Raw genomic sequence first — 25,521 nt, forward strand, 5'->3', positions numbered from 1 at the left:
ACCTTACTTACTACTTTTTTGCTCTAATTAGTCTTAATGAATTAAACACAACTAATAGTGTTGCACCCATATCCGCAAAAATTGCTATCCATAATGTTAACCACCCTGGTATGACAAGCAGCAATGCAATTAATTTTAAAACTAGGGCAAATATAATATTCTCTTTAATGATACGTAATGTTTTTCTGCTCAAGCCAATAGTGTAAGGAAGCTTTGTTAGATCATCACCCATTAATGCAATATCTGCTGTCTCAAGAGCTGCATCCGTTCCTGCTCCACCCATGGCGATTCCTACGTTTGCAGTGGCCAATGCTGGTGCATCGTTTACACCATCTCCAACCATTGCTACAGCACCAAATTGTGTACGTAAATCCTTAATCGCCATTAATTTTTCTTCTGGTAATAACCCAGCACGCACATCTGTCATCTTTAATGAAGTAGCGATGGCTTGCGCAGTAGGCTCTGCATCGCCTGTTAACATCACCATATGCTTTACTTTTAAGGCATTTAATTTGTTCAATACGTCCTTGCTTTCACGACGTAATTGGTCAGCAATTGCAATCAGTCCAATAAGTTGATTATTCGAAACAGCTGCTACTACTGTTTTACCCTGTTCTTGCAGATTCTTAACCTGACTTTCTATATTTTGATCTACAGAAGTTAATGAAGTAGCCCATTTCATGCTACCTACATAAATAATCTGATTATCAACGGTAGCATAGGCACCTTTTCCTGTTACTGATTGGAAATCTGTTGGGATGAGCTCAGATAATTTTTGATCGTGTAGTCTATTTAAAATTGCTTTAGCTAAAGGGTGCTGTGACTGTTTTTCTACCGCTGCTACTAGTTGTAGCACATAGTCTTCTGACCAATTTTCAGTCGTTACAATATCTGTTACTGCAGGCTGCCCTTTCGTTAATGTACCTGTTTTATCAAAGGCAACAGCTTCAATATGTCCTAGTTGCTCTAAATGAACACCACCTTTAATCAGTACACCTTGCCTTGCTGCATTACCAATGGCTGTAACAATGGCAACGGGAGTAGAGACGACCAGCGCACAAGGACATCCTACCACTAAAACAGCTAGACCTTGGTAAATCCAATGCTGCCAATCACCTACTAATAAAGGTGGAATCACAGCTACTAAAAAAGCAATAATCATAATCGCTGGTGTATAATACTTTGCAAAGCGATCTACAAATTGCTGAGAAGGTGCCTTTTCTGCTTGTGCTTCTTCCACAAGATGAATTATTTTAGCGATAGTAGTATCTTCTACTCGCTTAGTCACACGTACTTCAAGGGCACCCTCTTCATTTAACGTCCCAGCAAATACTTCATCATTTATTGTTTTATTTACGGGAATCGATTCACCTGTAATAGCCGCCTGGTTGACTGCAGACAATCCACTAATGACAATGCCATCCATCGCAATCTTTTGGCCAGGCTTTACAATCAATATATCTCCTATTTCTATGTCTTCAGTAGGTAACTCAAGCTCATGGAAGTGTTCACCGTGGGCTCTTTTAATAATCGCTGTGGGCGGAGCAATATCCATTAATTGACGAATAGATTGACGTGCTTTATCCATTGAATACGCTTCAAGTGCCTCACTTACAGCAAATAAGAATACGACAACTGCTGCTTCTTCCCACTCACCGATAATAGCAGCTCCGATGATGGCGATTGTCATAAGCGTCTTCATATCAAATTCAAAGCGAATTAAATTGCGGAAGCCTATTTTAAAAATACCCACTCCACCCACAAGGATAGCTATAATGAACATGGCAATTGGGAGTGGGTTTGATTCCCCATTTATACCCACAAACAGATAACCTAGAATGACAAAAAGCAATGATATTCCTGCTAAAACGTTTTCCTTTTTACGATAAAAGGGTGTAGTATTTTCAAGTGCTTTTGCTGCCGATTGTGTAACTTTAATGCCATCAAAAGCACCAGCTTCTTCAATTTGGTCTACACTAATAGCGCCGATTACTGTAATTTTAGAAGCACCAAAATTTACTTGTGCATCCTGTACTTCTGGAATAGCCTTTACGTTTTTTTCAAACTTTGCGGCACAACTAGCGCAGGATAAATTTTGTAGCCTGTATTCTTGTTTAATTGGCGTTGCTGCCATTCGCAATCCCCTCTTTCGCATGTTCGTAGGCAATTGTTACAATTTGGTATACATGCTCATCCGCTAAAGAGTAATACATTTGCTTACCTTTACGGTGTGATCTCGCTAAATTATTATCTTTCAAATATCGTAAATGATGTGATGCTGTGGCAACTGAAGAACCAATAATAGTTGCTACATCACAAACACATAGTTCATCTTCCACCGTTAAAGCATAGGCAATTTTAAGTCTAGTTTCATCAGATAACGCTTTTAAAAATTTGGCTACACCTGATAAATCGGGCATTTGTTGTTGCACCTTTGTGACCGCTTCTTCATGTACATGCGTCACCTCACATATTTCCTTTGGCATTTTCTCACCTCATTCAAATATTCATTTGATTGTATTCAATGTAGCATATTATTCCATCTTATTCAAATGAATATTTGAATGTTAGGATGTATATCCTTAAATAAAAAAGTTAGCGTACTTTATTATGTACGCTAACTTTTTTATTACTTCGCTTTTAATTGTAATGTTTTCCCTTTTATCTCTTCCTGTTTGATAAATGTTTGATGGTATTTACCATTAGCCCAATCAAGTACCTGATCTTGATACCAATCAGATTTTACATGCCCACTTTGACCAGGACCAACAATATGATAGGCTGAGCTTAAATCACCTACATCCACCACAAAACGCCAAGATGCGCCGTGATCTACATTACCAGCTAGATCATTATCTGCTGCTTGTACGGTAACTTTCGAGCCACCAATAGGAACCCTTTTAGCGTTAAAATAGGCTGCAAGAATAGGTGATGCACTTCCTAATGTATGATCAAAAGTAAGTTGATGGTAATCACCCCATTGCCATTTAGAAGCATTCTTGCCGAATTGATCTTCTAATTGTGCAATTGTTAGTTTAAATGCCTTGTATACTGTTTCATCAATACCACCCTGCTCCTCAATCCAAATACTTTTCTCTCCTGCATAGGCTGTACGTAAGAGCTGGTCTGTAATATTAAACTTACCATACATAATGCCATACATATCTTCAGGCATTTGATCTTTAAACAAAACTTCCTGTAACTTAATCATTAAAGTATGAAATACAAGTGGTGCACCTGATTCCTTTGCGTCCACCATATCCCAATTCTCTAGCATGGCAATAATCTCATCGTACTTCCCATCCTGATCTTTCTCTTTTAGCGATGTTAATAAATCAGGCAAAAATTCTCTTGCATAGAGATTATGCTGATCCATTTGCAAAGCCATCATATCTTCTACTGTAATAGCATCATTCGCCTCTAACACTTCTTTAATTCTCTCGAAACGATAAGGCTGCGCCCAGAAATCAGTTATATGATAAGGATAGTCCTCCCCTATTACTTGGTTATTTGCTGTTGCAATAAAACCTTCTTTCGGATTTACTAGAGTCGGTAATTCATCCCAGGGGATAAAGCCTTCCCAGCCATAATCACTCGAATCGCCTGGAACTGGTAATTGACCTTCACCTTGCTTACGAATAGGTATTTGACCATTAGCTTTATAGGCAATCGTACCGTCCTGTGATGCAAAAACAAAATTTTGAGCTGGCGCTTTAAAATCTTCTAATGCTTTTTCGAAATCATCCCAAGTTTTCGCCTTATTAAAACCAAGCACTGCCCTCAGTTCAGCTGTCGGTTGTAGTGCCGTCCACTGCATCGAAAATTGTGCAGTTGGCTCTGTATCTTTGAAAGCTAAATCCGTCATTATAGGGCCATGACGTGTAACAATGACCTCAAAATCTACAGTTTCTCCATCTTTTACCTTAATCGACTCATCGCGTACCTCTGCTTGCTCCCACTTTCCATCGTAGCGAAATTGTGTTGGATTATCTGGATTTGGTATTTCAATATATAAATCCTGTACATCTGGACCTACATTAGTCACACCCCAAGCAATTTCGTCATTATGACCTAAAATAATACCTGGAATCCCTGCAAAGATAACGCCACTAACGTTTTGTTGTGGGGATTGTAGATGCATTTGATACCATATGGAAGGGGTGCTTAACCCTAAGTGTGGGTCATCTGCTAAAATAGGCATTCCTGATTTCGTTTTATCCCCAGAAACTACCCAGTTATTACTTCCATTAAATTCGTTTGGTAGCATTTCCGCACTGAATTGCCCAGCCACTGCTACAGGATTTTGGATATTGGCCTCGATAATAGACGAAGCGTTTTCTGGATATTTAATAAATAATTCTTTAGCCTTTTCTTCATCAAAATTCTGTAATGCCCAATGACGAAAAGCTAATGTATTCCAATTCCCTCCCAAATCATAGGCCATGTATTTACCAATTGTTAAGGAATCAACAACTGTCCACTCCTCTGGCTCATAGCCTAACAAAGCGAATTCATAGCTTAGTGTATTGCTTTCCTTTGCCTGTGCAATAAAAGCATTTACTCCTTCAGCATACCATTCAAGTACTTGTTTGCTTTCGTCATCATAGGCAGCTAATGATTTCTCTGCAGCATCTCGCAAGCTAAATGTGCGGAAATGTTTGTCGGTATTAATCGTCGCTTCTCCAATAATTTCAGATAATCGACCACTTGCCTGCCTCCGTGCTAAGTCCATTTGAAATAGTCTATCCTGTGCTTGAACATAACCTTGCGCACGATACAAATCAGCATCTGTTTTGGCAAAAATATGCGGAACCCCTTTTTCATCTCTCGTTACGGTCACATCCTGATCCAGAATAGTAACAGCTAACTCACCATCAATCACTGGCTTAGATTTATTCATAAACCATGTAAATCCAATAAAGGCCACTAGAGCCAAAGCAGCTATTGTCCCAGCTATGACAATGAGCCACTTTTTCCAATTAAACTTTCTCTTCCCCACTGAATAACCCCCTTTTTGCACTATATTCCCGTACTCCCTTCCCAAACCCGCTTTGAAACGCAAATTTTTTAGCGAAATTTACTATTTTATGTATATAAAATTGTCTCTAAATACAAAATTTTATATTTATTCGCTATTAGAATAGTATAAACAATAGGAATTATGAAGGCTACTGAGTAATGTTAAAAATTTGTATGTTCATAGAGTGATTGGAGCGACTCTTCCTCATTTTGGAGCGGTTTCCCTCCTTTGTTGAGCGCCTTTCTCTTTCTTTGGAGCAGCTGCCCACTCTCGCTTTACTTTCTAGCAATTTTTCACGTAAAATGAGCTCTTAGACATCTATTCAATAGGGATTCCTCTCACATGGAGCTACCTATCCTGGCGTTGCAAAAACTCTTATTTTCAATAGTGCCGCTCTTATTAAAATACAAAAAATCGTATTTCCATATAGAAAATACGATTTCAGTATTAGCATTGTAATTGCAATTCAATTGGACAATGATCACTGCCCATAATGTGTGGGTGAATTGTAGCGCATTCAATTTGATCTTTCAATTGATTTGATACGACAAAATAATCAATACGCCAACCAATATTACGTTCACGCACTTTATTCATATAGGACCACCATGTGTAGTGGTCGGTTTCCTCGGGATGCTTGTATCTAAAAGAATCTACAAAACCGCTTTCCAATAACGCTGTGAATTTTGCCCTCTCTTCATATGTAAAACCCGAATTTCCAATATTAGATTTTGCATTTTTCAAGTCAATTTCCGTGTGTGCAACATTTAGATCACCACAATAAACCACAGGCTTCTGGCTATTTAGTTCTTGTAAATAGCTAGCTAAGCGATCCTCCCATTGTAAACGTAGTGGTAATCTCGCTAAATCGCGCTGTGCATTTGGTGTATAAACATTTACTAAATAGAAATTCTCATATTCTAAGGTTATGATTCTGCCTTCATCCTGAGAATCATCCTCGCCCACTCCATACTTAACAGATAATGGTGTGTGCTTCGTGAAGATTGCTGTTCCAGAATACCCTTTTTTCTGGGCGTAATTCCAATACTGCTCATAACCTTCGATAGAGAGCTCTACTTGTCCAGCTTGACATTTTGTTTCTTGGATACAAAAGAAATCAGCATCTATTTGATGAAAGAATTCTAAAAAACCTTTACCTAGACATGCTCGTATTCCATTGACATTCCATGATATAAATTTCATTTTATCCACACTCCTAAAAAAATGCCCTTCGGCTTATACGAAGGGCATCCTATTATAGATCGTCACCAACAATTTTGACTTCCGTCTCTAGTTCAACGCCAAATTTTTCTTTCACTACACGTTGAACCATTTGGATTGTTTCAATATAGTCTGAAGCAGTAGCATTTCCTTTGTTGACAATAAACCCTGCATGCTTGGTAGAGACTTCCGCATCACCAACACCTTTACCTTGTAGGCCACTATCTTGAATAAGTTTTCCAGCAAAATGACCAGGTGGGCGTTTAAATACACTTCCAGCAGATGGATATTCTAATGGCTGTTTTGATTCACGTTGGAAGGTTAAATCAGCAATCTTCGCATTAATTTCCTCCTGTATGCCTACTCTTAATAGAAATTCAGAGGACAATACATAATAACCTTTTTTGGCAATAATGCTTTGACGGTATCCTAGCTCAAGCTCTTCTTTACCTAATATTAAAATGTCGCCTTCTTTTGTTAACACCTTTGAAGAAACAATAATATCTTTAATCTCACCGCCATAAGCACCTGCGTTCATAGCCATTGCTCCGCCAATTGATCCAGGAATACCACATGCAAATTCAAAACCTGTTAAGGAGGCTTGTGCTGATAACTTTGATACCTCTTTGATCAGTGCACCGCTTTGTGCATAAACATGCTCACCATTAATACGAATCTCATCTAAGCGTGAAAATGTTACAACGATTCCTCTATGACCGCCATCTCGAACAACCATATTAGAGCCGTTACCTAACATCAATAAAGGAATATTATTTATATATGCATAGCGAATAACGGATGCTGCCTCTTCTTCTGTTTCAGGAAGAACAAAAACATCTGCTTTGCCACCTAATTTTGTCATTGTGTATTGCTGTAATGATTCATCTAACTTAATATTGGCAGGATTAATACTTTTTGCTAAATCCGTCGCCCATTGTTCTTTTGTCATGAGAGCTAATTCCTTTCTAACGTCCTTCTTACTCTACACCAGTATGGATTTAGAACCCCAATTTGACAAGTAAAATGAAGGGTATTTTTATCTCATATTTTAAGACAGGTCAGACCTGTGCAGAGATGATGAATATTATAAAGAAAATTGACAGTCATTCCAAGTGTTGTTTTTAGCACATTATTTCATTTATTATCTACTGAAATAATCTATTCAGCTCAGAGCCAACTACTTGCCCATGTTTCAATATTGCGGATAGCACCTTCAAGCGCCTGACCCTTATCTGTTAATGAATACTCAACACGTACTGGTACTTCTGAATATACTTTACGTTCAACAAGCCCCTCTTTTTCAAGCTCCTTTAAACGTTCTGATAATAAACGTCCACTAACAGGTAGTGCAGATTCGATTTCATTAAAGCGCTGTGGTCCATCTAGTAATTGATATAATATTAACCCCGTCCATCGTTTTCCGATTAAATCCATTGCTTTAGCTAAACGAGGACACAAAGTTGTCTCATTCATAATTTTTCACCTCTATGTAACTATTGTAACGATTATTGCAGTAAATGTAAATTTGAAGTAACTTATTTACGTAAAATAATCTATTAACTTTTATATATTTAATTACAAATAGTAACTTTAAATTTCAATGATCATAATGTCTGAGACTAAACGCTATCCTAATAAAATGCACGTATTTCCAATAATATGCCTATTCGATTTTAAATATGTTTTGTTTCCTGTTCACAGATTACACTTTTATAGAGGGAAATACTTCCACATTTATTAAAAACTCATTGAATATGCGATTTATTTACTTTATCATTCGTTGTAGAATGCTGTTTTAGGAGGTTTTCAAATGAAAAAATATGCTATTGATTTCAGTCATTCAACGATCGGCTTTTCTGTAAAACATATGATGATTTCTCGTATTCATGGTACGTTTGAATCGTACAGCGGTGAAATAGTTTCATCCAATATCGAGCAAATGCAGGATGCAAACATTTCTATTACCATTACAGTGGCTAGTGTATCAACTAAGAATCATGATCGTGATGTCCACCTTGTGTCTCCTGACTTTTTTGATGCAGACGTCTATCCAAAAATCGTATTTACCTCTACATATATTGATAACCTTGATGATAAAACTTTTGCTATTCACGGTGATTTAACCATCAAAAACATAACAAGACCTATCGTATTTACAACAGTATATACAGGAAAAGGTGTAAATCCATGGGCACAAGAAGTTTTTGGCTTCCAAGCTAAAGCCCAAATTGATCGCCGTGATTTTAATTTAGTCTATAATACGTTTTTGGAAACAGGTGGTGTATTGATTAGCGATGAAATTGACGTGATAGTAGATCTTGAATTAAATCCTCTTTAAGTATTATTTCTACTTCAAAGAAAGGGAGGAATCTATTTGTTTTGGTTTGATGATCAATTTTTATTTGGCTCTGCTTTTATTACCATCATCTTCTTTATTGTTTTTGGGAGCATAGCCTTTATGATTGTAAACGGTATTATCACTTGGTCTAAAAACAACCGTTCACCAATATTAACGGTACCCGCTAAGGTTGTGACAAAGCGTACGAATATACGTGGGGGATCTAACAATACTGGGGCATCTACGTCCTACTACGTTACGTTTGAAGAGCAAAACGGAGAACGGCATGAACTAAAGATGAATGGCTACGATTATGGTCTGCTTGTAGAAGGTGATCTTGGCATTTTAACCTATCAAGGTACACGGTATCATTCATTCAACAGACATAAAAAAGGAGAGTAGCGATTATCGTTACTCTCCTTTTCCTATTCTTTTATTTAATTAAATATTTAGCAAATCCAGCTTCTGTATCTTCTAAATATTCAATACCACTACCTGCTGGAATGAACTTTTGTGCATCTTTTGCAGATAGGTAGATAACCTTTGTATTGGCTGGGAACGGTACAAATGACCAGTTATTATCCGCAGCTGGGTTAATTGTTTTATTTGCCATAATATAATCTACAACAGCTTGGCGATTTTCATATGCATAGTTTGTTATGTTAGAGCCGTCAGCATTTTTAAATGTCGCCCCATATGATCCACCAACACGGTAATTGTTTGTGATGATGATGAATTCTTGTTTTAAATCGATTGGTTTACCATTATATTGTACATTCTTAATACGATTTGCCTTTTCATCAGTAAGATTACCGCGGCGGTCATATTTTGCTGGCGATGTGACATCAATTTGATATGTTAAGCCATCTAACACATCAAAGTTATAAGAACGTGCTTCTGCATCGATAATATTTTGCTCTTCTGATTTAGTTGGATCAATTGTTGCAAAAATACCAGCAGCCATCTCTAACCACTCGATTGCTTGTGCGCCTGTCACTTTAATCGTAGCAACAGTATTGTCATAATGATAAATGTCGGCCATATTTTTAATAGCAAGTGGCCCTACAGGAATATTTGTATAATCTAATGGATTATTACGAGAGCCTGCTTTGAAAGGTGCTCCAGCTGAAAGAATTGGTGTCTTTTCATCAGCCGTACCCTTTAGCTCTTGTTCGATAAACCATTTTTGAGCTTGCGTGACGATTTGAATGGATGGATCATCTTGCACCATTGAAAAATAACTATGGATTGGTGCAGTTGTTTCTCCAACAGGCTGACGGATATATGATAATGTGCCATCATGTGCCTCTTTAATAGCCTCTAAAACCGTTGTGGATGGTTGTAAACCTTCTTGCTTGATCGATTGCAATGAACCTTTACCATCTACCACTACCCACTCTGATCCTTGTTGTTCTAGTTTTAAATCAATTACACCAAGATGACTACCATAGCTACCTGCCATAACAGTAGGAACACCGTGAATTGTACCCTTCTCTTGGTCAACATCTTTCAAATCCTTATAGTCACCAGGGAATGTTAAATGAGAGTGCCCTGTAATTAAAGCATCAATACCATCAATTTCTGCTAATTGGTAACCAACATTTTCAGCACCCTTCACATAAGTATCTTCACCAATGCCTGAATGTGACAGAACGACAATCACGTCTGCTCCAGCCTTTTGCATTTCTGGTACTACCTCTTGCACAGCTTCTACTGGCTCTTGCATTTCCACTTTACCTGCTAAATGAATGGCATCCCATTCAACAATTTTCGTTGGAACAATCCCTGTTACACCAACTTTAAGTGTATGCTTTTTGCCTGAACTATCTACCACTTCTTTATCAAGAATGACATAAGGTGTAAACATACGCTCTTTTGTTTTTGCATCATAAGTATTAGCATTTACGACTGGATACTTTGCATCGTTTAATACTTCATCTAAAAAGTCTAGACCATAGTTAAATTCATGATTCCCTAAAGTTCCACCATCGTATTTTAATGCATTAAGTGCAGCAATAGCTGGATGAACTTCACCTGGCTTTAATACGCTTTCTAATGCTTTATATGAGCCAAGTGGTGTCCCTTGAATTAAATCACCATTATCAAAAAGTAATGTGTTTGGATTTTTAGCTCTTGCTTGCTCAATTAATGTCGCTGTATTAGCCAAACCAAGCTCTGATGATGGAGCATCTAAATAGTAATTGTAGTTAGCTAAATTGGTATGAATATCTGTTGTGCCTAAAATTTGAAGATTTACTGATACGCCAGTTGAAGGTGCTTTGTATTCTGCTACAAAGCGTTCTACAATACTCTCCATCTGTTCCTTTGTCACATAGTCACGAGGGCGAATAGTGTTATCCTCAAATGCTTGTAAAATGTTTGCTGCAACAGCATTCGCTAAATCTTGTTTATATGCCGCTGCAATTTGATCTGCATCCTTAAATTGCTCTAAAACTGTTAGGGAAGCGTTTTCACTAACTAGTCCGCGAGCAGAAATAACAAATGCTTGTTGACGTGTTAATTTGTCATCTGGACCAAATGTCGTTGCTGTTTTACCTTTAATTAGTTTTAATTGAACAGCTTTTTCTACATAAGGTGCTAAATCCTTGGAAACATCTTTAAAGGCTAGAGAAGATCCATCACCTATCTCTACATCTAAGCTTTCTACCAATTCCTTTACATAATCTGCACGTGTTACATCATTGGAAGCAGCATCAGCAGAAACTCCAAATGGTATAAACGCGAAAAGGACTAGTAACATCACTAAGAAATTAGTTATTAATTTCTTATTCATACAACAACCTCCCTGATAATCTATTATTTTCCTACAAATCCTATTATATTAAAACCATATTAATTTTTACTGAATAAATAGTCCTAATTATATGTATTTTTAAAAGAATGGATAATTACTTTCCCTCAAAATCACAGATTGCTATCATTTTTCATTTTTCTATCTAATAGGATGTTAGTAAATGTAAATTCTAAATAATAAGTTAATGTCAATATGTCCGACCTCCATACCACACCATACATCTGTTCATAAAATAAAAAAGTCCTCCCAAAAATGAGAGAACTTTTATTAAAAAATATTTTTTATGCATTCACAGTTTGTAGTGATTGAGCAACTTTTTTCACTTCTTCTAGGCCATTTGCAATAATTTCTTGCGCTTTATCAGGTGAAGCATTATGACCTTCAATAATTACTTCTTCAATAATTTCCATACCGAATACGCCGCCTACTACGTTTTTAATGTAGTTTACTGACATTTCCATTGGTTGAGCTTCTGGTGCTGAATAGTAGCCACCACGAGCATTTAAAATAATTGCTTTTTTGTCAGTCATTAAGCTAATTAATTGACCGTTTTCTCCATATTTGAACGTGAAGCCTGCTTGATATACATAGTCAATAAATGTTTGTAAAGGTGCTGGAATTGTTAGGTTCCATAACGGGAATGCAAATACAACTAAATCAGCTGCAGTTAATGCATCCATTGCTTTTTGTTTTGCAGCTAATAGACGTGATTCGATGTCCGTTAACTCTCCACCATTTTGTACTTTACCGAAAGCATTGAAAAGGTCTTGTCCAAAATAAGGCATATCTTCTGCAAATACGTCAAAAGTTGTCACATTGGCACCTTGTACATTTTCCATGAAAGTATCATACATTTTTGTTGAAATACCGTCTGGACGGTTGTTAGCTTTTACTACTAAAACGTTCATTATATAAAATCTCCCTTAAATAACAGAATCTAATATCTCGAATTCAAGATATATATTTATCTTAAAAAATTTCATTTAAATTGTCAATGTTACTTGCCTCAGACTTTTGACTGAAATATTATATCTTCCAGCTATCCTAACAAGAGGAGTTTAAAGCTTTACTCCTCTCTCTAGTAAACTAAAATTTACAGTTATCGTCTGTGCATATACCCCCATCACCTGTGCCAGCCATCTTTAGCGTTGGTTGTAAGCCCTCTTCCTCAGCAACTTTACGCAATGTATCCTCAAATACCTCCTGCGGTTGTGCACCTGAAATACCATACTTACGGTTTAGCACAAAGAACGGTACCCCACGAACTCCAAGCTGTAGACCTTCTTGAATATCTGCTTCTACTTCATTTTTATAAACATCATCGGCAAGAACCTTTGCCACTTCTTCACGCTGTAGCCCTACTTTCTCGGCTATCTCTAATAAAACATCGTCTTGGCCGATACGCTTGCCTTCAATAAAATGACTGTGTAAAAGTGACTCCACAAGTGCTGTAACATCTCCCTGTTGTTCAGCCCATTTTACGAGCCGATGTGCTTTTAGCGTATTCTCTTCCATCAAATTGCTAAAATCATAGTTTAAGCCGACTTCTTTCGCACGCTCCGTTACGCCGACAGTCATTTCTTTTGCCTTCTCTAATGACATTCCATATTTCTTTGCCAATGATTCATAGACAGTGCTATGCGAATCTACTGGAGTAGTTGGATCTAGTTGGTAGCTTTTATAGACAAGCTCCACCTGCCCAGCATAGCCAGTATCCTCAATCGCTTTCTCTAATTGTTTTTTACCAATATAACAAAATGGGCATACATAGTCAGACCAAATTTCAATTTTCATTTCTTGTTCACTCCTTTTGCTACATTGTAGCGATAGTTGAAATCACAAGGCAATTTTAATGCCTCACTGCATAAATTTTCAATTTCTTCTACATACTGAATACAAAAACGATGTGAGGTTTCTATATGACACAATCTCTTTGGCTTGCTACAACTGAGTCAGTCTCGTTATCTTCCCTTTCTTCCTCAACAACATGTGATGTATGTATAATCGGTGGTGGCTTAACTGGTTTATATACCGCCTATACTTTAGCAAAAGCAGGTGTGGATGTAGTTCTTCTTGAAGGAAATACCCATTTTGGTCACGGTACGACAGGGCATTCAACAGGAAAACTAACAGCCCAGCATAGCATTGTCTATGCAAATCTTTTAGAAAAACTATCTTTAGAAGAGGCACAGCTTTATTATCAACTTAATCAACAAGCGATTGACAAAGCTAGACAAATGCTCCCACCAGACAGCGTTCGTTCGGTTGATTCACTGTTATACTGTCAAACCAAAGAAGGCTATGCACAATTATTAAAAGAATGGAATGCCTATAAGGTTTTAAATATTAAGTCAAACCTTACCTCTGACACGGAGCTACCATTCCCTATTACAAAAGCGCTAAGCATGTCACAACAAGCACAAATAAATCCTGTTGAAGTAAGTAATTTTCTTGTTAAAGAGGCACAGAAGATGGGAGCAAAACTTTATGCGAATACCCGTGTTCAGCAATTAAACATACCACAAAATAACTTACATACCGAAAAAAATATGTCGGTTCAATATAATAAGCTTATTTTGTGTTCACACTATCCCATTGAAGCTTTTAAAGGACTCAAACTTTTTAAATTATCCAATAGTCGTTCCTATATGGTTGCAAGTAAAACCTCTGAGACCATGCAAGGTCAATATTTATCAGTTGATTTTCCTTCTCGTTCGATACGGACTGCCACGATTAATCAGGAAAATTATTTAGTATTAGGAGGGGCGAATCACATTGCTGGTGAGACCGTTCATACCGAGCCTTATTATGAGGCCATTTCCAATGAAATGAAGGAGCATTTTGAACAACAGCCACTTTATCGCTGGTCAGCCCAGGATATAGAAACACCAGATATTGTCCCTTATGTTGGAAGAATTACAAACTCCTTACCTAACGTACTAATTGCCACTGGCTATCGTAAATGGGGAATCTCCAATTCCTTTGTCGCAGGTGATATCCTATCCTCTCTTTTAACAGGCGCAAAGATCGAGGATGGTGCTATCGCTCTTTATTCACCATCACGTACAAAATTCGGTGCCCAATTCATGCAAATGCTAAAAGTAGGAGGCTTTGTTGCCAAGGAATATATAGCTGGTTATATGAAGAATGCCACTGCTCCAACCTGTACTCATTTAGGCTGCAAAACGAAATGGAATGAAGCTGATGAAACATGGGATTGTCCTTGTCATGGTTCCCGTTTTAACGCTAAGGGTGAGGTGCTTGAAGGCCCTGCTGTCCAGCCATTAAAACTTGATTAAAAAAGAGGCTGTCTTAATAGACAACCTCTTTCTTATTTTTATTTTAGAGCTTCTGTTAATACTGGTACAATTTGTTTCTTACGAGAAACAATACCTGGTAATACAACACGGTTATTGATAAGGTCAGCACCGAATCCTTTTGCTGCCGCTTCTGCTACTTGCCCAATTGCAACAGCTGTTGAATCATTATTTAAAATGTCAGTCACAACGAAGAAGAATAGATCTAGGCCATTTTCTGCAACATTTTTATTGAGTAGAATTTCTAACTCTTCTTGACGATTAAGCACATCATTAATATCAACTGCATTCACTTGAGCTACAACAGATTTATACTCACCAAATTGGAACTCTTTTGCATCTAACGATAATAAATCTTCTAATGATTTATCAGATAAATCAGCACCTGCTTTTAGCATTGCTAAGCCATACTCTGCAGTATCCACACCAGCAATTTTTGCTAGCTCCTCGCCAGCTTTTACATCTTGCTCTGTGCAAGTTGGCGATTTGAAAAGTAGTGTATCAGAAACTATTGCTGATAACATTAAGCCAGCAATATTGGCTGGTATCGCTACTCCGTTTTCCTTGAAGATTTTGTTTAGAATTGTAGCTGTACAACCCACTGGCTCAGCACGATAGTATAATGGATCAGCTGTTTGGAAGTTTGCAATACGGTGATGGTCGATTACCTCAGTAATTTGTACTTCCTTAATACCGTCAGCTGATTGCTGGAATTCATTGTGGTCAACAAGGATAACCTTGTCCGCTTCTCCTACAACAGAAGAAATTAAACGAGGCGCTTCAAAGCCAAATTTATCTAATGCAAACTGAGTTTCATTATTAACATCTCCAAGACGTACTGCCTCAGCTTCTTCACCAATTTGCTGTTTTAAATAGGCATATACAATCGCAGACGTGATTGTGTCTGTATCTGGGTTTTTATGTCCAAAAACTAATACTTTACTCATTGAATTAATTCCTCCTAAAATGGCACTTACATTTATATTTTATTTTATCATACCTTAAAGCCTGACAAGTGATAAAGTGAAACTTTGGAATAATTTCGCCACCGTATAAATGCCACTGACCTCACTTCGATATATCATACAGTGCTCAATCACGATCAAAATGTATTACCTAAAATTCAATATACAAATATAATGGCAGTGCTCCCAATACATACTTTTCAAATAAGATATCTACATTATAACTAGCTTGCATTACTCTGTATACTTTTAATAGGACTAATTACTTCTGCAAAATTCTCTATTTTTACCAACCTATTTTTAACATTCAATAGTAAAAATGCCTCTTTTTTATAAAATAATTAGTTTATATAGATATTTAGTTGGGTTTTCATATTTAAGTCATCATAATTTTATGCTATCATCAGATAGTCTATATTTTTGGATATTCAGGAAATGGGGATTACGATGACGAAGAAGATAGAAAAAAAGTACATTCCTTTAGCTAACTATTTTGATGTAGCTTTACAACAAGAAATTACTTTATCCTTTAGTGAATTAGAAAACATTATGGGACAAGCATTACCGAACGCTGCCTACTTAAATAAAAGCTGGTGGAAAAAAACTAAGCCCCCTCTCTCACATTATTTATCTTGGACAAATGCCGGTTATTATGTCATTGATGTTAAACTAGGTACTAGTGTATCTTTCTCACGTACACAAATGAAGTCGAGCGAAACCAACACTTCAAACACTGAGGAAAATTCATCTGCATACATAATACGAGGAATTGAAGCATCTGATGCTAGATCGTTCATTCATTTACAAGAGGAGATATTTCAAGAAACTGACTTCATGTATAATGTTCAAAATGAGCTAGATCTCACTGTCCAACAACTTCGTAAAAATTTAACCTATTGGAAGCAACTAAAAAACCGTACAATCCTACTTTGTGTACTCAACGGGATTTTTGCAGGTTATGCAGTTATTCATGGATATAAACAATCGAAGGCTAGACATGTTGCCTCTATTCGTTTAGCTGTGAAAGCAGAGCATCAACAAAAAGGTATTGGCTCCGCACTGATGAAAGCTGTTGAAAGTTGGTCTAAACAACATGATATTTCCCGTTTAGAGTTATCTGTTATGGAGCATAACAATGTAGCTTTACATCTCTTTACAAAGCTAGGATTTCATCAGGAGGGCATTCGAAAAAATGCCATTAAATTAAATAATACTTATATTAATGAATATAGCTTGAGTAAAATTCTATAATTCACTTTTCCTAGATGTCTAAATACTATTTGGACATCTTTTTTATATAGAAAATTCCAAAAAAATACGCATAGATAGTGTGTTTCAACAAACTATCCATGCGTATTTACATTAAAAAACCTGCTTTTCTCTAATTGCATCTAAGAATAACACATTACTTTCTACTTGCTCATACGATTGCTGATATTTTTCATAGTGGTCTTTATCCTGGCTTATCATTTCCTCTATCAAGGCATGCAAAAATGAAATCAAGACTGGGGCGATGTCTAGAGAAGAATGATTTTTGGTGCCGAGGGTAAATAACGCACTGGTATATTCTCGAATAGGCGAAAATGCAGAACCTGTAATGGCAATAATTTTCACTTTCTTTACCTTTGCAATTTCAACGATCGTTTTAATATCCATAATCTGTTTATCAAAAGATAGTACAATTAAAGTTGTATGTTCGCCCATACTGTTTATTTGATTCACTAGATCATCCGAGTCTAAACGAAGCTGCTTAATATTAGCACGAAATGTTTTCAATGTATTAGATAGCCAATTTGCAACAGATGCATTATGACGAGTACCTAGAATATAGATATTGTCTGCTTCATGCATCCATTTTGAGCATTTTTGGATCTGCTGATCGTTAATCAATTGAATTGTTTCTTGAATATTTTGGCTATCTCGTTGCATCACCTTACCAAAGCTAGAATTAGTCAGCTTCTTAGCAGTATATGTAGGCTGTAGATTTGCACCTACATCTTGAGACAAAATATAGCCTCTAATTTCCTCTTGCAGTTCTACATACCCTGACAAATCCATAGCATAACAAAATCGAATCACTGTTGATTCACTTACATTAGCCAATCTGCCAACCTCTGCTGCTCCATTAGCAATTACTGTTGTGGGATTATCCATTACAAATTGTGCTACTTTACGCTGGCCCTTTGACAGCCTTACAAACCTTTTCTTTATATCCTCATGAATACTCATTCCTAACAACCTTTCTTTCAATGACCTTATCACGAACGGGAGATTGTTTCCTATTGACTCAAAATTCGATTAAAAATACAGTATCACGATTACAATTTGAATACAATGACTTTTCTGAAAAATCTTCATCGCATTAACCTGCTAATAAAACAATTTGATTTACTCTATAACCAATTTATATTGATTTGTCATTTTAACAAATAAATTAGTAAAATCGAATAAAAATTAATAAATGCTCATTTTTATGTATTATTTAAGCGAAATGAGACAAAAATGTCCTGGATCAATTCCTCTGATCCAGGACATTCTATTTCATATTATTCTAATTCAAGCTGCTTCGTTTCTTTCCCAAGGAAGATGACACCTACAACACCGATAATAATTGCTCCACAGAAAATGGCGAAAATAAAACCTATATCATAGCCTGCCGTTAATAAAAACCCAACGAGCAACGGGCCGAAAATTCCACCAATTCGTCCAACTGCTGCTGCCATGCCAGCACCTGTTCCACGAATAATCGAAGGATATTGTTCAGGTGTATAAGCATATAATGCTCCCCAAGCCCCTAAGTTAAAGAAAGATAAAAACATTCCTGAAGTTAGCAATACAGCTAAAGTATCTGCATTTCCAAAAATATATGCACTCGCTGCAGTCCCAATTAGATAGGAAACAAGGACAAATTTACGTCCAAACTTTTCTATAAACCATGCGGCTGTAAAGTAACCTGGTAATTGAGCTAAAGTCATAATCAAAACATATTTAAAGCTCGTGATCATGTCAAAGCCCTTCCCTACCATTACACTTGGCAACCATAAAAACATGCCATAATACGAAAATACAACCGTAAACCATAATAACCACAGCATAAACGTAGAACGAGCATACTTTTTCGACCAAACCTCTTTCATATTTTGGCCAATGCTCCGTTTTTTTGCTTCTTCCTTCACAGTAAATTGAGGTGAATCAGGCAAATGCCAACGAAGATAGATAGCATAAAACGCTGGAAGTGCCGTTAGAATAAGTGCTACTCGCCATCCCCATGTAGGAATCACAAAATACGAAATAAGTGCTGCAATTAACCAGCCTGCTGCCCAAAAGCTTTCAAGTAATACAACCACGCGCCCTCTTTCTTTGGCAGCTACACTTTCAGATACAAGTGTTGAAGCTACAGGTAATTCTCCTCCTAGCCCCATCCCTACTAAAAAACGTAAAATTAAAAATGCAGTCAATGTTGTTGTAAAAGCGGACAAACCACTTGCAATAGAAAAAAGGACAAGTGTCCACATAAAAATTTGCTTGCGCCCTACTTTATCAGCAAATACACCGAAAAAGAGAGCTCCTACAGCCATCCCGATAGAATTTATACTACCAATCCAACCTGACTGACTTGGTGAAAGTCCCCACTCAGCAGCCAATGCTGCAATAACAAAGGACAATATACCAACGTCCATTGCATCGAAGAGCCACCCTACCCCCGCTACACCCAATAGCTTATTTCTGGAAATGGATTGCTGAGGTTTATTTGTTACTGCTGTATTTATTGTCATCTCAACCACCTGTCTTTACACATGACTTTACATTACAAGATTACTATACAGTTGTTTCAAGAAAGTGACAAGTACTATTCAAATTACCGAATTGTTTCGACAATTAATGAAATGCTATTGAAATAATAGTGCTATTTGCGTTAAAATGTCTTTTATACAAAAACAACTGTTCTTTCTATAAGAACAAAAGGAGATCGTTACGTTATGTGGAAAGGCCTTATTGAAGAATATAAACAATTTTTACCCGTAACTGAAAATACACCTGCTTTAACTTTAAACGAAGGCAATACGCCTCTTATACATTTAGTGAATTTATCTAAGAAACTAGGCATTGAGCTTTACGGAAAAATTGAAGGTGCAAACCCTACTGGCTCATTTAAAGACCGAGGAATGGTATTTGCTGTTGCAAAGGCTATCGAGGATGGAAGCCAATGCGTTATTTGTGCCTCTACAGGAAACACTTCTGCTGCTGCAGCTGCTTATGCAACTCGTGCAGGTATTCAATCAATCGTTGTTATTCCAAAAGGTAAAGTGGCTCTTGGAAAGCTAGCACAAGCAACAATGTACGGGGCAAAAATCATCGAAATTGACGGAAACTTTGATGATGCTCTTAATATCGTTCGCCAAGTAAGTGAAACAACACCAGTTGCGCTTGTTAACTCTGTGAATCCGTACCGTATCGAAGGTCAAAAAACGGCATCGTTTGAAATTGTAGATGCGTTAGGTTCAGCACCGGATTATCTGTGTATACCTGTTGGTAATGCAGGTAACATTACTGCATATTGGAAAGGGTTTAAAGAATATCACGCTGCTAAAAATTGTGGTCTACCAAAAATGTATGGCTTTGAAGCTGAAGGTGCTGCAGCAATCGTTAAAGGAGAGCCAATTGCGAATCCTGAGACAGTAGCAACTGCCATTCGAATTGGCAATCCTGCGAGCTGGAAATTGGCAGAAGCGGCTCGCGATGAATCTGGTGGTATCATTGATTCCGTGACTGATGAAGAAATTGTAGCAGCCTACAAATTAATCGCAAGTACAGAAGGCATTTTTGTTGAACCAGGCTCTGCTGCTTCTTTAGCAGGTGTTATAAAATCTGTTGAAAACGGAAAAATCCCTCAGGGCGCTAAAGTTGTAACAATCTTTACAGGGAATGGACTAAAAGATCCTGATACAGCCATGAATGTATCCACTGTAGAGGTCGTATCTCTTAAAAACGATGACGAAGAAATTCGTGCATATATTGAGGGTGTACTATGAGTAAAATTTGGCAAATCTCAGTTCCTGGAAGCACAGCCAATTTAGGTCCAGGCTTTGATTCAATAGGACTTGGCTTGTCTCTTTACTTAAAGCTTTCTGTTACCCTACAAGAACAATGGGAAATTATTCATCTTGATGATAATGGTCCTAAAGAGTTTGAGCTTGAAGAACACTTACTATACGTTATTGCTAAAAAAACTGCAGATCTATATGGTCAACAGCTTCCTGCTTGTCGTGTAGAGATGGCTAGTGAACTTCCGTTGGCACGTGGACTTGGCAGCAGTGCAGCAGTTATTGTTGCAGGTATCGAACTTGCAAATCAAGTATGCGAGCTTGGATTAACAATTCAAGATAAACTCAATCTCTCTTCACAAATTGAAGGACATCCAGATAACGCAACTGCTTCAGTTTTAGGAGGATTAACGATTTCTTCAATGGATGACAAAGGCATAGTTGATACATTCCACATCAATGATATCGATGCCTCCTTTGTTGTATATGTACCAGATGTTGAATTAAAAACGAGCGAATCCCGTTCTGTTTTACCAGAGCAATTTAATCGCTCCTATGCTGTTCATGCTTCAGCAAATGCGAATATGTTAGCTGCTTCTTTAATGGCACGAGATTTTGAACGTGCTGGACGTTATATGGAGGCAGATTTATTCCATGAACCGTTTCGTGCAAAGCTAATTCCTGCTTATGAGGAAATTCGTATGGCAGCAAAATCGAACGGTGCATATGGTACTGCTCTAAGTGGCGCTGGACCAACATTGATTTCTATTATTCCTTCTGCTATTGCGCCTGACTTCGTTCAATTAATGACAAAGCAATTCCCTGAGCATCAAATTATTTTAACAAAAGCGGATGAACATGGTATACAAGTCAATGAATGTATGAAACGTCTACTATAATAGTAGGCGTTTTTTCTTGAAAGTAAGTACGTATAAAACTAATAATATAGAAGGATAGAATTAAACTTTTTAAATGTGCTTTTCTAAGGAGGGATTGCCTTGAAACCCATTATATTCTGCGATTTCGATGGCACGATAACAGAAACAGATAACATCTTTTCACTTATGACTGAATTTGTACCAGAAGAATCTGAGAAAATTGCCCAAGCGATGATGGAACAAACCATTTCATTTAAAGATGGGCTATCAGCAATGTTTCATCTACTTTCTACTCATCAAAAAGATGAAATCATTCAATATCTAATGGATTCAGCAGTCATACGTGAGGGATTTGGAGATTTTGCACGCTATGCTCAAAACAACAATATTCCATTTTATATTGTAAGTGGCGGAGTTGATTTTTTCATCGAGCCTTTAGTTGAAAAATTTGGTCCTTTTTCAGGCATCTACTGTAATAGAGCTGATTTTTCTGGTGAACAAATAGAATTGATCTACCCCAATAGCTGTGATGAGGAATGCGCGAAATATAGCACACAAGGTTGCGGCTGCTGTAAGCCAAGCGTGATGCGGAAGCTTGCTAAGGAAGATCATTATAAAATTGTAATTGGTGATTCTCTATCAGATTTTGAAGCAGCTAAACTAGCAGATATTGTTTTAGCTAGAGATCATCTTATCCAACGCTGTGAAGAGCTTCATGTTCCATATAGACCTTTTACCACATTTCATGATTGTCTCAAAATAATACAAGAGCTAGTGGAGTCAAAAAAAGCTGTTCTTACACGTTAATAGAAAAAAGAAAAAGGAGCCACTTTTACAAAGATGTCTCCCTTTTCCTACTTACTTATGCTAATAATACTAGGCTAATGGCCATGACCGCCATTCCCCCTACTAAACCATACATCGATAAATGTGTTTCATCATATCTTTGTGCAGCCGGTAGCAATTCATCTAGTGAAATAAAGACCATTATCCCTGCGACCCCAGCAAAAACGATACCAAACATGACATCCGTTAAAAAGGGCATAAGGAGCAAAAAGGCTACTAATGCACCAACAGGCTCTGCCAATCCTGATAAAAAGGATAATTTAAAGGCTTTCCTTCGATTACCTGTTGCAAAGAAAATAGGAACAGATACAGCAATGCCTTCTGGAATATTGTGAATAGCAACTGCAATGGCAATAGCAATCCCTACATTCGGGTCATTAATAGCTGACATAAATGTAGCGATCCCCTCTGGAAAATTATGAATGCCAATCGCCAGAGCCGTAAAAACGCCCATCTTCATCAAATGTTCTTCATTAACCTGTGGTTTGATAGCATTAACATCCTCTACTAGCTTTACTTCATGAGGATTAGTAGCCTTCGGAATGAATTTATCAATCAAGGCAATAAATAACATCCCACCGAAAAATCCAAGGATTGTCATCCAATAGCCATTTGTTGTACCTAATGCATTGGTTAAAGCATCTTTAGCTTTCACAAATATTTCTACAAGAGATACATAGATCATTACCCCTGCTGAAAAACCCAATGCTAAGGATAAAAATTTTGTATTTGTTCTTGATGTAAAAAATGCTATTAAACTACCTACACCTGTTGCAAGTCCGGCAAAAAGAGTTAATCCTAATGCCAGTAAAACATTTCCGTCCATACCCTTCTTCCTTTGCTCTTTTTCTTATTGTACTCATCTTAGCGTAGAAGTTTCCTTTACGCAATTCTTTTTTATAAGGCAAATATCATTCTTTACAATGTCTCAATTAAACGTAAAAAAAGCAGTATCTATCCTGTGAAATAGATACTGCCTGTCTTTTTATTTATGATTTGATTGAAATAAGCGTTTACGGCGTTCGTACCAGATGACACAGATGATAAACCAAGTATAGCCGATGCTCCAACCAGCAAGTACATCAGTAGCAAAATGTCGAGCTCCTGCAATACGTGATAAACCAATAAGCACCATCAAAATCGTTGCTCCAAGCCATAGAAGGATTTTACGTCCTTTACTACTATTCTCCGCTAAAATATAAGCAAGTGTAAATAAATAAAGAATACCTGTCATCGAATGTCCCGATGGAAAACTAAAGGAAGTTAGCTGTTCCTCAATTTCAGGTCGCGGACGTTGCACCCATTTCTTTAGTAATTGGTTTAGAACATTGCCTACTGCAAAAGTTAGTACAACAAATAGCATGCCTCGATAATTTTTTACCTTCCAAGCTAAATACGCCATTAAAACTACTGCAACAGCAACAACAAATTTGGGCTCACCAATATAATGAAAGATCTCAATAAAACGATTACCAAAAAGAAGCTCTGCCATCTTTGCATCAAATGTTTTCAAAAACTCACTTTGATAAGTGACTCTTAATACAATAAAGACAATTAACGTTAAAACTGCTAAAGGATATGCCCATTTTTTCATTTTTTCACCTCAAAAAACATTCATGCTATATTCTTCACATCATAACACAAATCGCTCTTTTTTGAATGAAAAATAGGCATTCATTTTAAGAAAGGTTTACGCCATTGACCTCTTGATAAATGGTGATAGATTCTTCTTCGGGTTTGTTAAAATAATTGGAAACGGCCAATGCAACAATGAATAATATGGCTACTATAGGTAGTATTCTTCTAAACACCTTAAACACTCCCTTATTCTTTACTATTCCAAATTTGTCCTACTTGATTAGCACTGGATCAAATAGCCAATCTTTTGGACCAAAGTTTGCATCCTTTTCTCCTCTAACTTCACGCGAAATACCATATTTTATAATAGTTTCTCTAAATCGTTTGCTAAACAATGTTTTTCTATATAGATATCTTCCATCATGACTACACTCGGCTGAGTAAAAAACATCGCCTTTTAGATTTTTCAAATCTTCATGGTGATAAATATCAGGTCCATTAATGACTCCGTTTAAGCCACAACTGCATGGAGGTTGCTCAGTTGCAAAGTATAATTTAACTCTGTCCTTACTACACTCAGGTAGCATTTGTACAGGAATAATTTGATAAGCTGGCTGTTTGCCTTCTGCAGGTCCTTGATGGATTACCTCTAAAAGCTCATAGCCTTCTAGCTTTTCTCTTTGCATTAATGATACTAATTCCTCAGAAGCTACCCAATAACCATTTACATGCACTAAATGACGGTCTTTCATCTGCGTAGTATCAATGACTATTGGTGATAACTGCTCTTTATCCATGAGCCCACAACACTTACAATGTGTACTTAAAGAAAATAGTGTCCCCTTATCTTCTAAGAACATTTCTGGTGAATTACCTGTTGAATTTAAAGTAAATAATGGTGCACGTTCATACTCTATATCCGAGAATTCAAAATAAAAACGTTCTCCAATCGAAACGATTCCAAATTCACGCTCTAAAGACTCATATAAAGCTGTTACCTGCTCGTATGTTACATCTTCATTTAATGTAAAGATAGGATTAAATTTTGTTTTTAAGTTTCTTTTTCTCAATTCAGGCGCACCAATAGCAATACCATGACGATTATAAACGTTAATAACTTGATCTTGACTAGTTTCATCTATGGAAAACAAATTTTCAAGTTCTACTTTCACAATACACGCCTACCTTTATAAAGTTTTATGGTGAAGTATATTGACTAGCTAGTAACATTCTACAATCTACTAACGCTACTTTATTCATAGATAGTCAGGCTGCTTATTTTAATAAAATGATTTATATATTACTTACTAAAGCAAATCTACTTAACCACTGTTAATTTAAGCGTACCAGTAGTTATACCGTTATTTCAACTTCGGGTTTACGCCAATTTTCTGGCGTGATTCAGACAAATTTTTGGCGTGATTTGGCGGTTATAAAAAAACACCGCCACTTTTTTGGCGGTGTCTTTTATATTTCATAGGCTATTTAACACAGAAAT

General features: G+C 36.9%; 23 protein-coding genes. 7 read left to right on the forward strand and 16 right to left on the reverse strand.

From position 1 onward, the window contains the following. Window positions 1-10: 10 nt before the first annotated feature. From CD31_RS17100 to CD31_RS17125, 6 genes are all read right to left on the reverse strand, one after another. Entirely contained in the window at window positions 11-2,134 is a 2,124-nt protein-coding gene (locus CD31_RS17100; RefSeq protein ID WP_036079411.1) for a heavy metal translocating P-type ATPase, read from the reverse strand. Further along, a complete protein-coding gene (locus CD31_RS17105; RefSeq protein ID WP_016992719.1) occupies window positions 2,115-2,486 on the reverse strand; it encodes an ArsR/SmtB family transcription factor in 372 nt (123 codons plus the stop codon). Before CD31_RS17105 ends, CD31_RS17100 begins: the two co-directional genes overlap by 20 nt. Before the next feature lie 143 nt (window positions 2,487-2,629). Further along, window positions 2,630-4,999: a penicillin acylase family protein gene (locus tag CD31_RS17110; RefSeq protein WP_036079413.1), complete on the reverse strand. Its 2,370-nt coding sequence runs from the start codon at window positions 4,997-4,999 to the stop codon at window positions 2,630-2,632. Window positions 5,000-5,467: 468 nt separating this feature from the next. Next, window positions 5,468-6,223: an exodeoxyribonuclease III gene (locus CD31_RS17115; protein ID WP_016992720.1), complete on the reverse strand. Its 756-nt coding sequence runs from the start codon at window positions 6,221-6,223 to the stop codon at window positions 5,468-5,470. 52 nt (window positions 6,224-6,275) lie between these two features. Then, window positions 6,276-7,190: a UDP-N-acetylmuramate dehydrogenase gene (gene murB, locus CD31_RS17120; protein ID WP_016992721.1), complete on the reverse strand. Its 915-nt coding sequence runs from the start codon at window positions 7,188-7,190 to the stop codon at window positions 6,276-6,278. Between the two features lie 218 nt (window positions 7,191-7,408). Next, entirely contained in the window at window positions 7,409-7,714 is a 306-nt protein-coding gene (locus CD31_RS17125) for a winged helix-turn-helix transcriptional regulator (protein ID WP_004231981.1), read from the reverse strand. Between the two features lie 337 nt (window positions 7,715-8,051). On the opposite strand from CD31_RS17125, the gene CD31_RS17130 reads away from it, so the two are divergent. Further along, window positions 8,052-8,579: a YceI family protein gene (locus CD31_RS17130; RefSeq protein WP_016992722.1), complete on the forward strand. Its 528-nt coding sequence runs from the start codon at window positions 8,052-8,054 to the stop codon at window positions 8,577-8,579. A 36-nt stretch (window positions 8,580-8,615) separates the two neighbouring features. Next, window positions 8,616-8,981 (forward strand): DUF2500 domain-containing protein, encoded by a 366-nt coding sequence (locus CD31_RS17135; RefSeq protein ID WP_036079415.1) that lies wholly within the window; start codon window positions 8,616-8,618, stop codon window positions 8,979-8,981. Window positions 8,982-9,012: 31 nt separating this feature from the next. Here the strand turns inward: CD31_RS17135 and CD31_RS17140 are convergent, their stop codons facing one another. From CD31_RS17140 to CD31_RS17150, 3 genes are all read right to left on the reverse strand, one after another. Continuing rightward, complete coding sequence (locus CD31_RS17140) at window positions 9,013-11,373, reverse strand: bifunctional 2',3'-cyclic-nucleotide 2'-phosphodiesterase/3'-nucleotidase (protein WP_036079417.1); 2,361 nt, start codon at window positions 11,371-11,373, stop codon at window positions 9,013-9,015. A gap of 302 nt (window positions 11,374-11,675) precedes the next feature. Further along, on the reverse strand, window positions 11,676-12,302 hold the full coding sequence (locus tag CD31_RS17145; protein WP_036079418.1) for an FMN-dependent NADH-azoreductase: 627 nt from the start codon (window positions 12,300-12,302) through the stop codon (window positions 11,676-11,678). 178 nt (window positions 12,303-12,480) lie between these two features. Beyond that, window positions 12,481-13,188, reverse strand: a complete 708-nt coding sequence (locus CD31_RS17150) for a DsbA family oxidoreductase (RefSeq protein ID WP_016992726.1) — start codon at window positions 13,186-13,188, stop codon at window positions 12,481-12,483. A 125-nt stretch (window positions 13,189-13,313) separates the two neighbouring features. Between CD31_RS17150 and CD31_RS17155 the strand changes: the two genes are divergently transcribed. Continuing rightward, a complete protein-coding gene (locus CD31_RS17155) occupies window positions 13,314-14,693 on the forward strand; it encodes an FAD-dependent oxidoreductase (RefSeq protein WP_036079419.1) in 1,380 nt (459 codons plus the stop codon). Window positions 14,694-14,731: 38 nt separating this feature from the next. Here CD31_RS17155 and CD31_RS17160 read toward each other — a convergent pair whose 3' ends face one another. Next, window positions 14,732-15,658 (reverse strand): manganese-dependent inorganic pyrophosphatase, encoded by a 927-nt coding sequence (locus CD31_RS17160; RefSeq protein ID WP_036079420.1) that lies wholly within the window; start codon window positions 15,656-15,658, stop codon window positions 14,732-14,734. 465 nt (window positions 15,659-16,123) lie between these two features. Between CD31_RS17160 and CD31_RS17165 the strand changes: the two genes are divergently transcribed. Continuing rightward, window positions 16,124-16,927: a GNAT family N-acetyltransferase gene (locus CD31_RS17165; RefSeq protein WP_036079421.1), complete on the forward strand. Its 804-nt coding sequence runs from the start codon at window positions 16,124-16,126 to the stop codon at window positions 16,925-16,927. A gap of 111 nt (window positions 16,928-17,038) precedes the next feature. On the opposite strand, the gene CD31_RS17170 is transcribed toward CD31_RS17165, so the two are convergent. Then, on the reverse strand, window positions 17,039-17,905 hold the full coding sequence (locus CD31_RS17170) for a MurR/RpiR family transcriptional regulator (protein ID WP_016992730.1): 867 nt from the start codon (window positions 17,903-17,905) through the stop codon (window positions 17,039-17,041). A gap of 317 nt (window positions 17,906-18,222) precedes the next feature. Next, a complete protein-coding gene (locus CD31_RS17175) occupies window positions 18,223-19,452 on the reverse strand; it encodes an MFS transporter (protein ID WP_052125401.1) in 1,230 nt (409 codons plus the stop codon). Window positions 19,453-19,656: 204 nt separating this feature from the next. Here CD31_RS17175 and thrC point away from each other — a divergent pair, with 204 nt between their 5' ends. From thrC to CD31_RS17190, 3 genes are all read left to right on the forward strand, one after another. Beyond that, a complete protein-coding gene (gene thrC / locus CD31_RS17180) occupies window positions 19,657-20,709 on the forward strand; it encodes a threonine synthase (protein ID WP_036079423.1) in 1,053 nt (350 codons plus the stop codon). After that, window positions 20,706-21,620, forward strand: a complete 915-nt coding sequence (gene thrB / locus CD31_RS17185) for a homoserine kinase (protein WP_016992732.1) — start codon at window positions 20,706-20,708, stop codon at window positions 21,618-21,620. The genes thrC and thrB overlap by 4 nt, the downstream gene beginning before the upstream one ends. A 99-nt stretch (window positions 21,621-21,719) precedes the next feature. Further along, on the forward strand, window positions 21,720-22,406 hold the full coding sequence (locus CD31_RS17190) for a 2-hydroxy-3-keto-5-methylthiopentenyl-1-phosphate phosphatase (RefSeq protein WP_036079424.1): 687 nt from the start codon (window positions 21,720-21,722) through the stop codon (window positions 22,404-22,406). Between the two features lie 55 nt (window positions 22,407-22,461). Here the strand turns inward: CD31_RS17190 and zupT are convergent, their stop codons facing one another. From zupT to CD31_RS17205, 4 genes are all read right to left on the reverse strand, one after another. Continuing rightward, window positions 22,462-23,271 carry a zinc transporter ZupT gene (gene zupT, locus CD31_RS17195; RefSeq protein ID WP_016992734.1) on the reverse strand — a complete coding sequence of 270 codons (810 nt, stop codon included), beginning with the start codon at window positions 23,269-23,271 and terminating at the stop codon, window positions 22,462-22,464. 159 nt (window positions 23,272-23,430) lie between these two features. Beyond that, window positions 23,431-24,039, reverse strand: coding sequence for a phosphatase PAP2 family protein (locus CD31_RS17200; RefSeq protein ID WP_016992735.1), 609 nt, complete (start codon window positions 24,037-24,039; stop codon window positions 23,431-23,433). 85 nt (window positions 24,040-24,124) lie between these two features. Beyond that, a complete protein-coding gene (locus tag CD31_RS24075; protein WP_258860752.1) occupies window positions 24,125-24,256 on the reverse strand; it encodes a hypothetical protein in 132 nt (43 codons plus the stop codon). 39 nt (window positions 24,257-24,295) lie between these two features. Continuing rightward, a complete protein-coding gene (locus CD31_RS17205; protein WP_036079426.1) occupies window positions 24,296-25,195 on the reverse strand; it encodes a hypothetical protein in 900 nt (299 codons plus the stop codon). Window positions 25,196-25,521: the final 326 nt, after the last annotated feature.

The organism is Lysinibacillus boronitolerans JCM 21713 = 10a = NBRC 103108 (genome assembly GCF_000772935.1).
In the GTDB taxonomy this organism is placed as follows: domain Bacteria; phylum Bacillota; class Bacilli; order Bacillales_A; family Planococcaceae; genus Lysinibacillus; species Lysinibacillus boronitolerans.

Coding starts and splice junctions, on each gene's coding strand:
- CD31_RS17100 (WP_036079411.1), bottom strand. CDS start 2,134: ATGGCAGCAACGCCAATTAAACAAGAATACAGGCTACAAAATTTATCC.
- CD31_RS17105 (WP_016992719.1), bottom strand. CDS start 2,486: ATGCCAAAGGAAATATGTGAGGTGACGCATGTACATGAAGAAGCGGTC.
- CD31_RS17115 (WP_016992720.1), bottom strand. CDS start 6,223: ATGAAATTTATATCATGGAATGTCAATGGAATACGAGCATGTCTAGGT.
- murB (WP_016992721.1), bottom strand. CDS start 7,190: ATGACAAAAGAACAATGGGCGACGGATTTAGCAAAAAGTATTAATCCT.
- CD31_RS17125 (WP_004231981.1), bottom strand. CDS start 7,714: ATGAATGAGACAACTTTGTGTCCTCGTTTAGCTAAAGCAATGGATTTA.
- CD31_RS17130 (WP_016992722.1), top strand. CDS start 8,052: ATGAAAAAATATGCTATTGATTTCAGTCATTCAACGATCGGCTTTTCT.
- CD31_RS17140 (WP_036079417.1), bottom strand. CDS start 11,373: ATGAATAAGAAATTAATAACTAATTTCTTAGTGATGTTACTAGTCCTT.
- CD31_RS17145 (WP_036079418.1), bottom strand. CDS start 12,302: ATGAACGTTTTAGTAGTAAAAGCTAACAACCGTCCAGACGGTATTTCA.
- CD31_RS17150 (WP_016992726.1), bottom strand. CDS start 13,188: ATGAAAATTGAAATTTGGTCTGACTATGTATGCCCATTTTGTTATATT.
- CD31_RS17155 (WP_036079419.1), top strand. CDS start 13,314: ATGACACAATCTCTTTGGCTTGCTACAACTGAGTCAGTCTCGTTATCT.
- CD31_RS17160 (WP_036079420.1), bottom strand. CDS start 15,658: ATGAGTAAAGTATTAGTTTTTGGACATAAAAACCCAGATACAGACACA.
- CD31_RS17165 (WP_036079421.1), top strand. CDS start 16,124: ATGACGAAGAAGATAGAAAAAAAGTACATTCCTTTAGCTAACTATTTT.
- CD31_RS17170 (WP_016992730.1), bottom strand. CDS start 17,905: ATGAGTATTCATGAGGATATAAAGAAAAGGTTTGTAAGGCTGTCAAAG.
- CD31_RS17175 (WP_052125401.1), bottom strand. CDS start 19,452: ATGACAATAAATACAGCAGTAACAAATAAACCTCAGCAATCCATTTCC.
- thrC (WP_036079423.1), top strand. CDS start 19,657: ATGTGGAAAGGCCTTATTGAAGAATATAAACAATTTTTACCCGTAACT.
- thrB (WP_016992732.1), top strand. CDS start 20,706: ATGAGTAAAATTTGGCAAATCTCAGTTCCTGGAAGCACAGCCAATTTA.
- zupT (WP_016992734.1), bottom strand. CDS start 23,271: ATGGACGGAAATGTTTTACTGGCATTAGGATTAACTCTTTTTGCCGGA.
- CD31_RS17200 (WP_016992735.1), bottom strand. CDS start 24,039: ATGAAAAAATGGGCATATCCTTTAGCAGTTTTAACGTTAATTGTCTTT.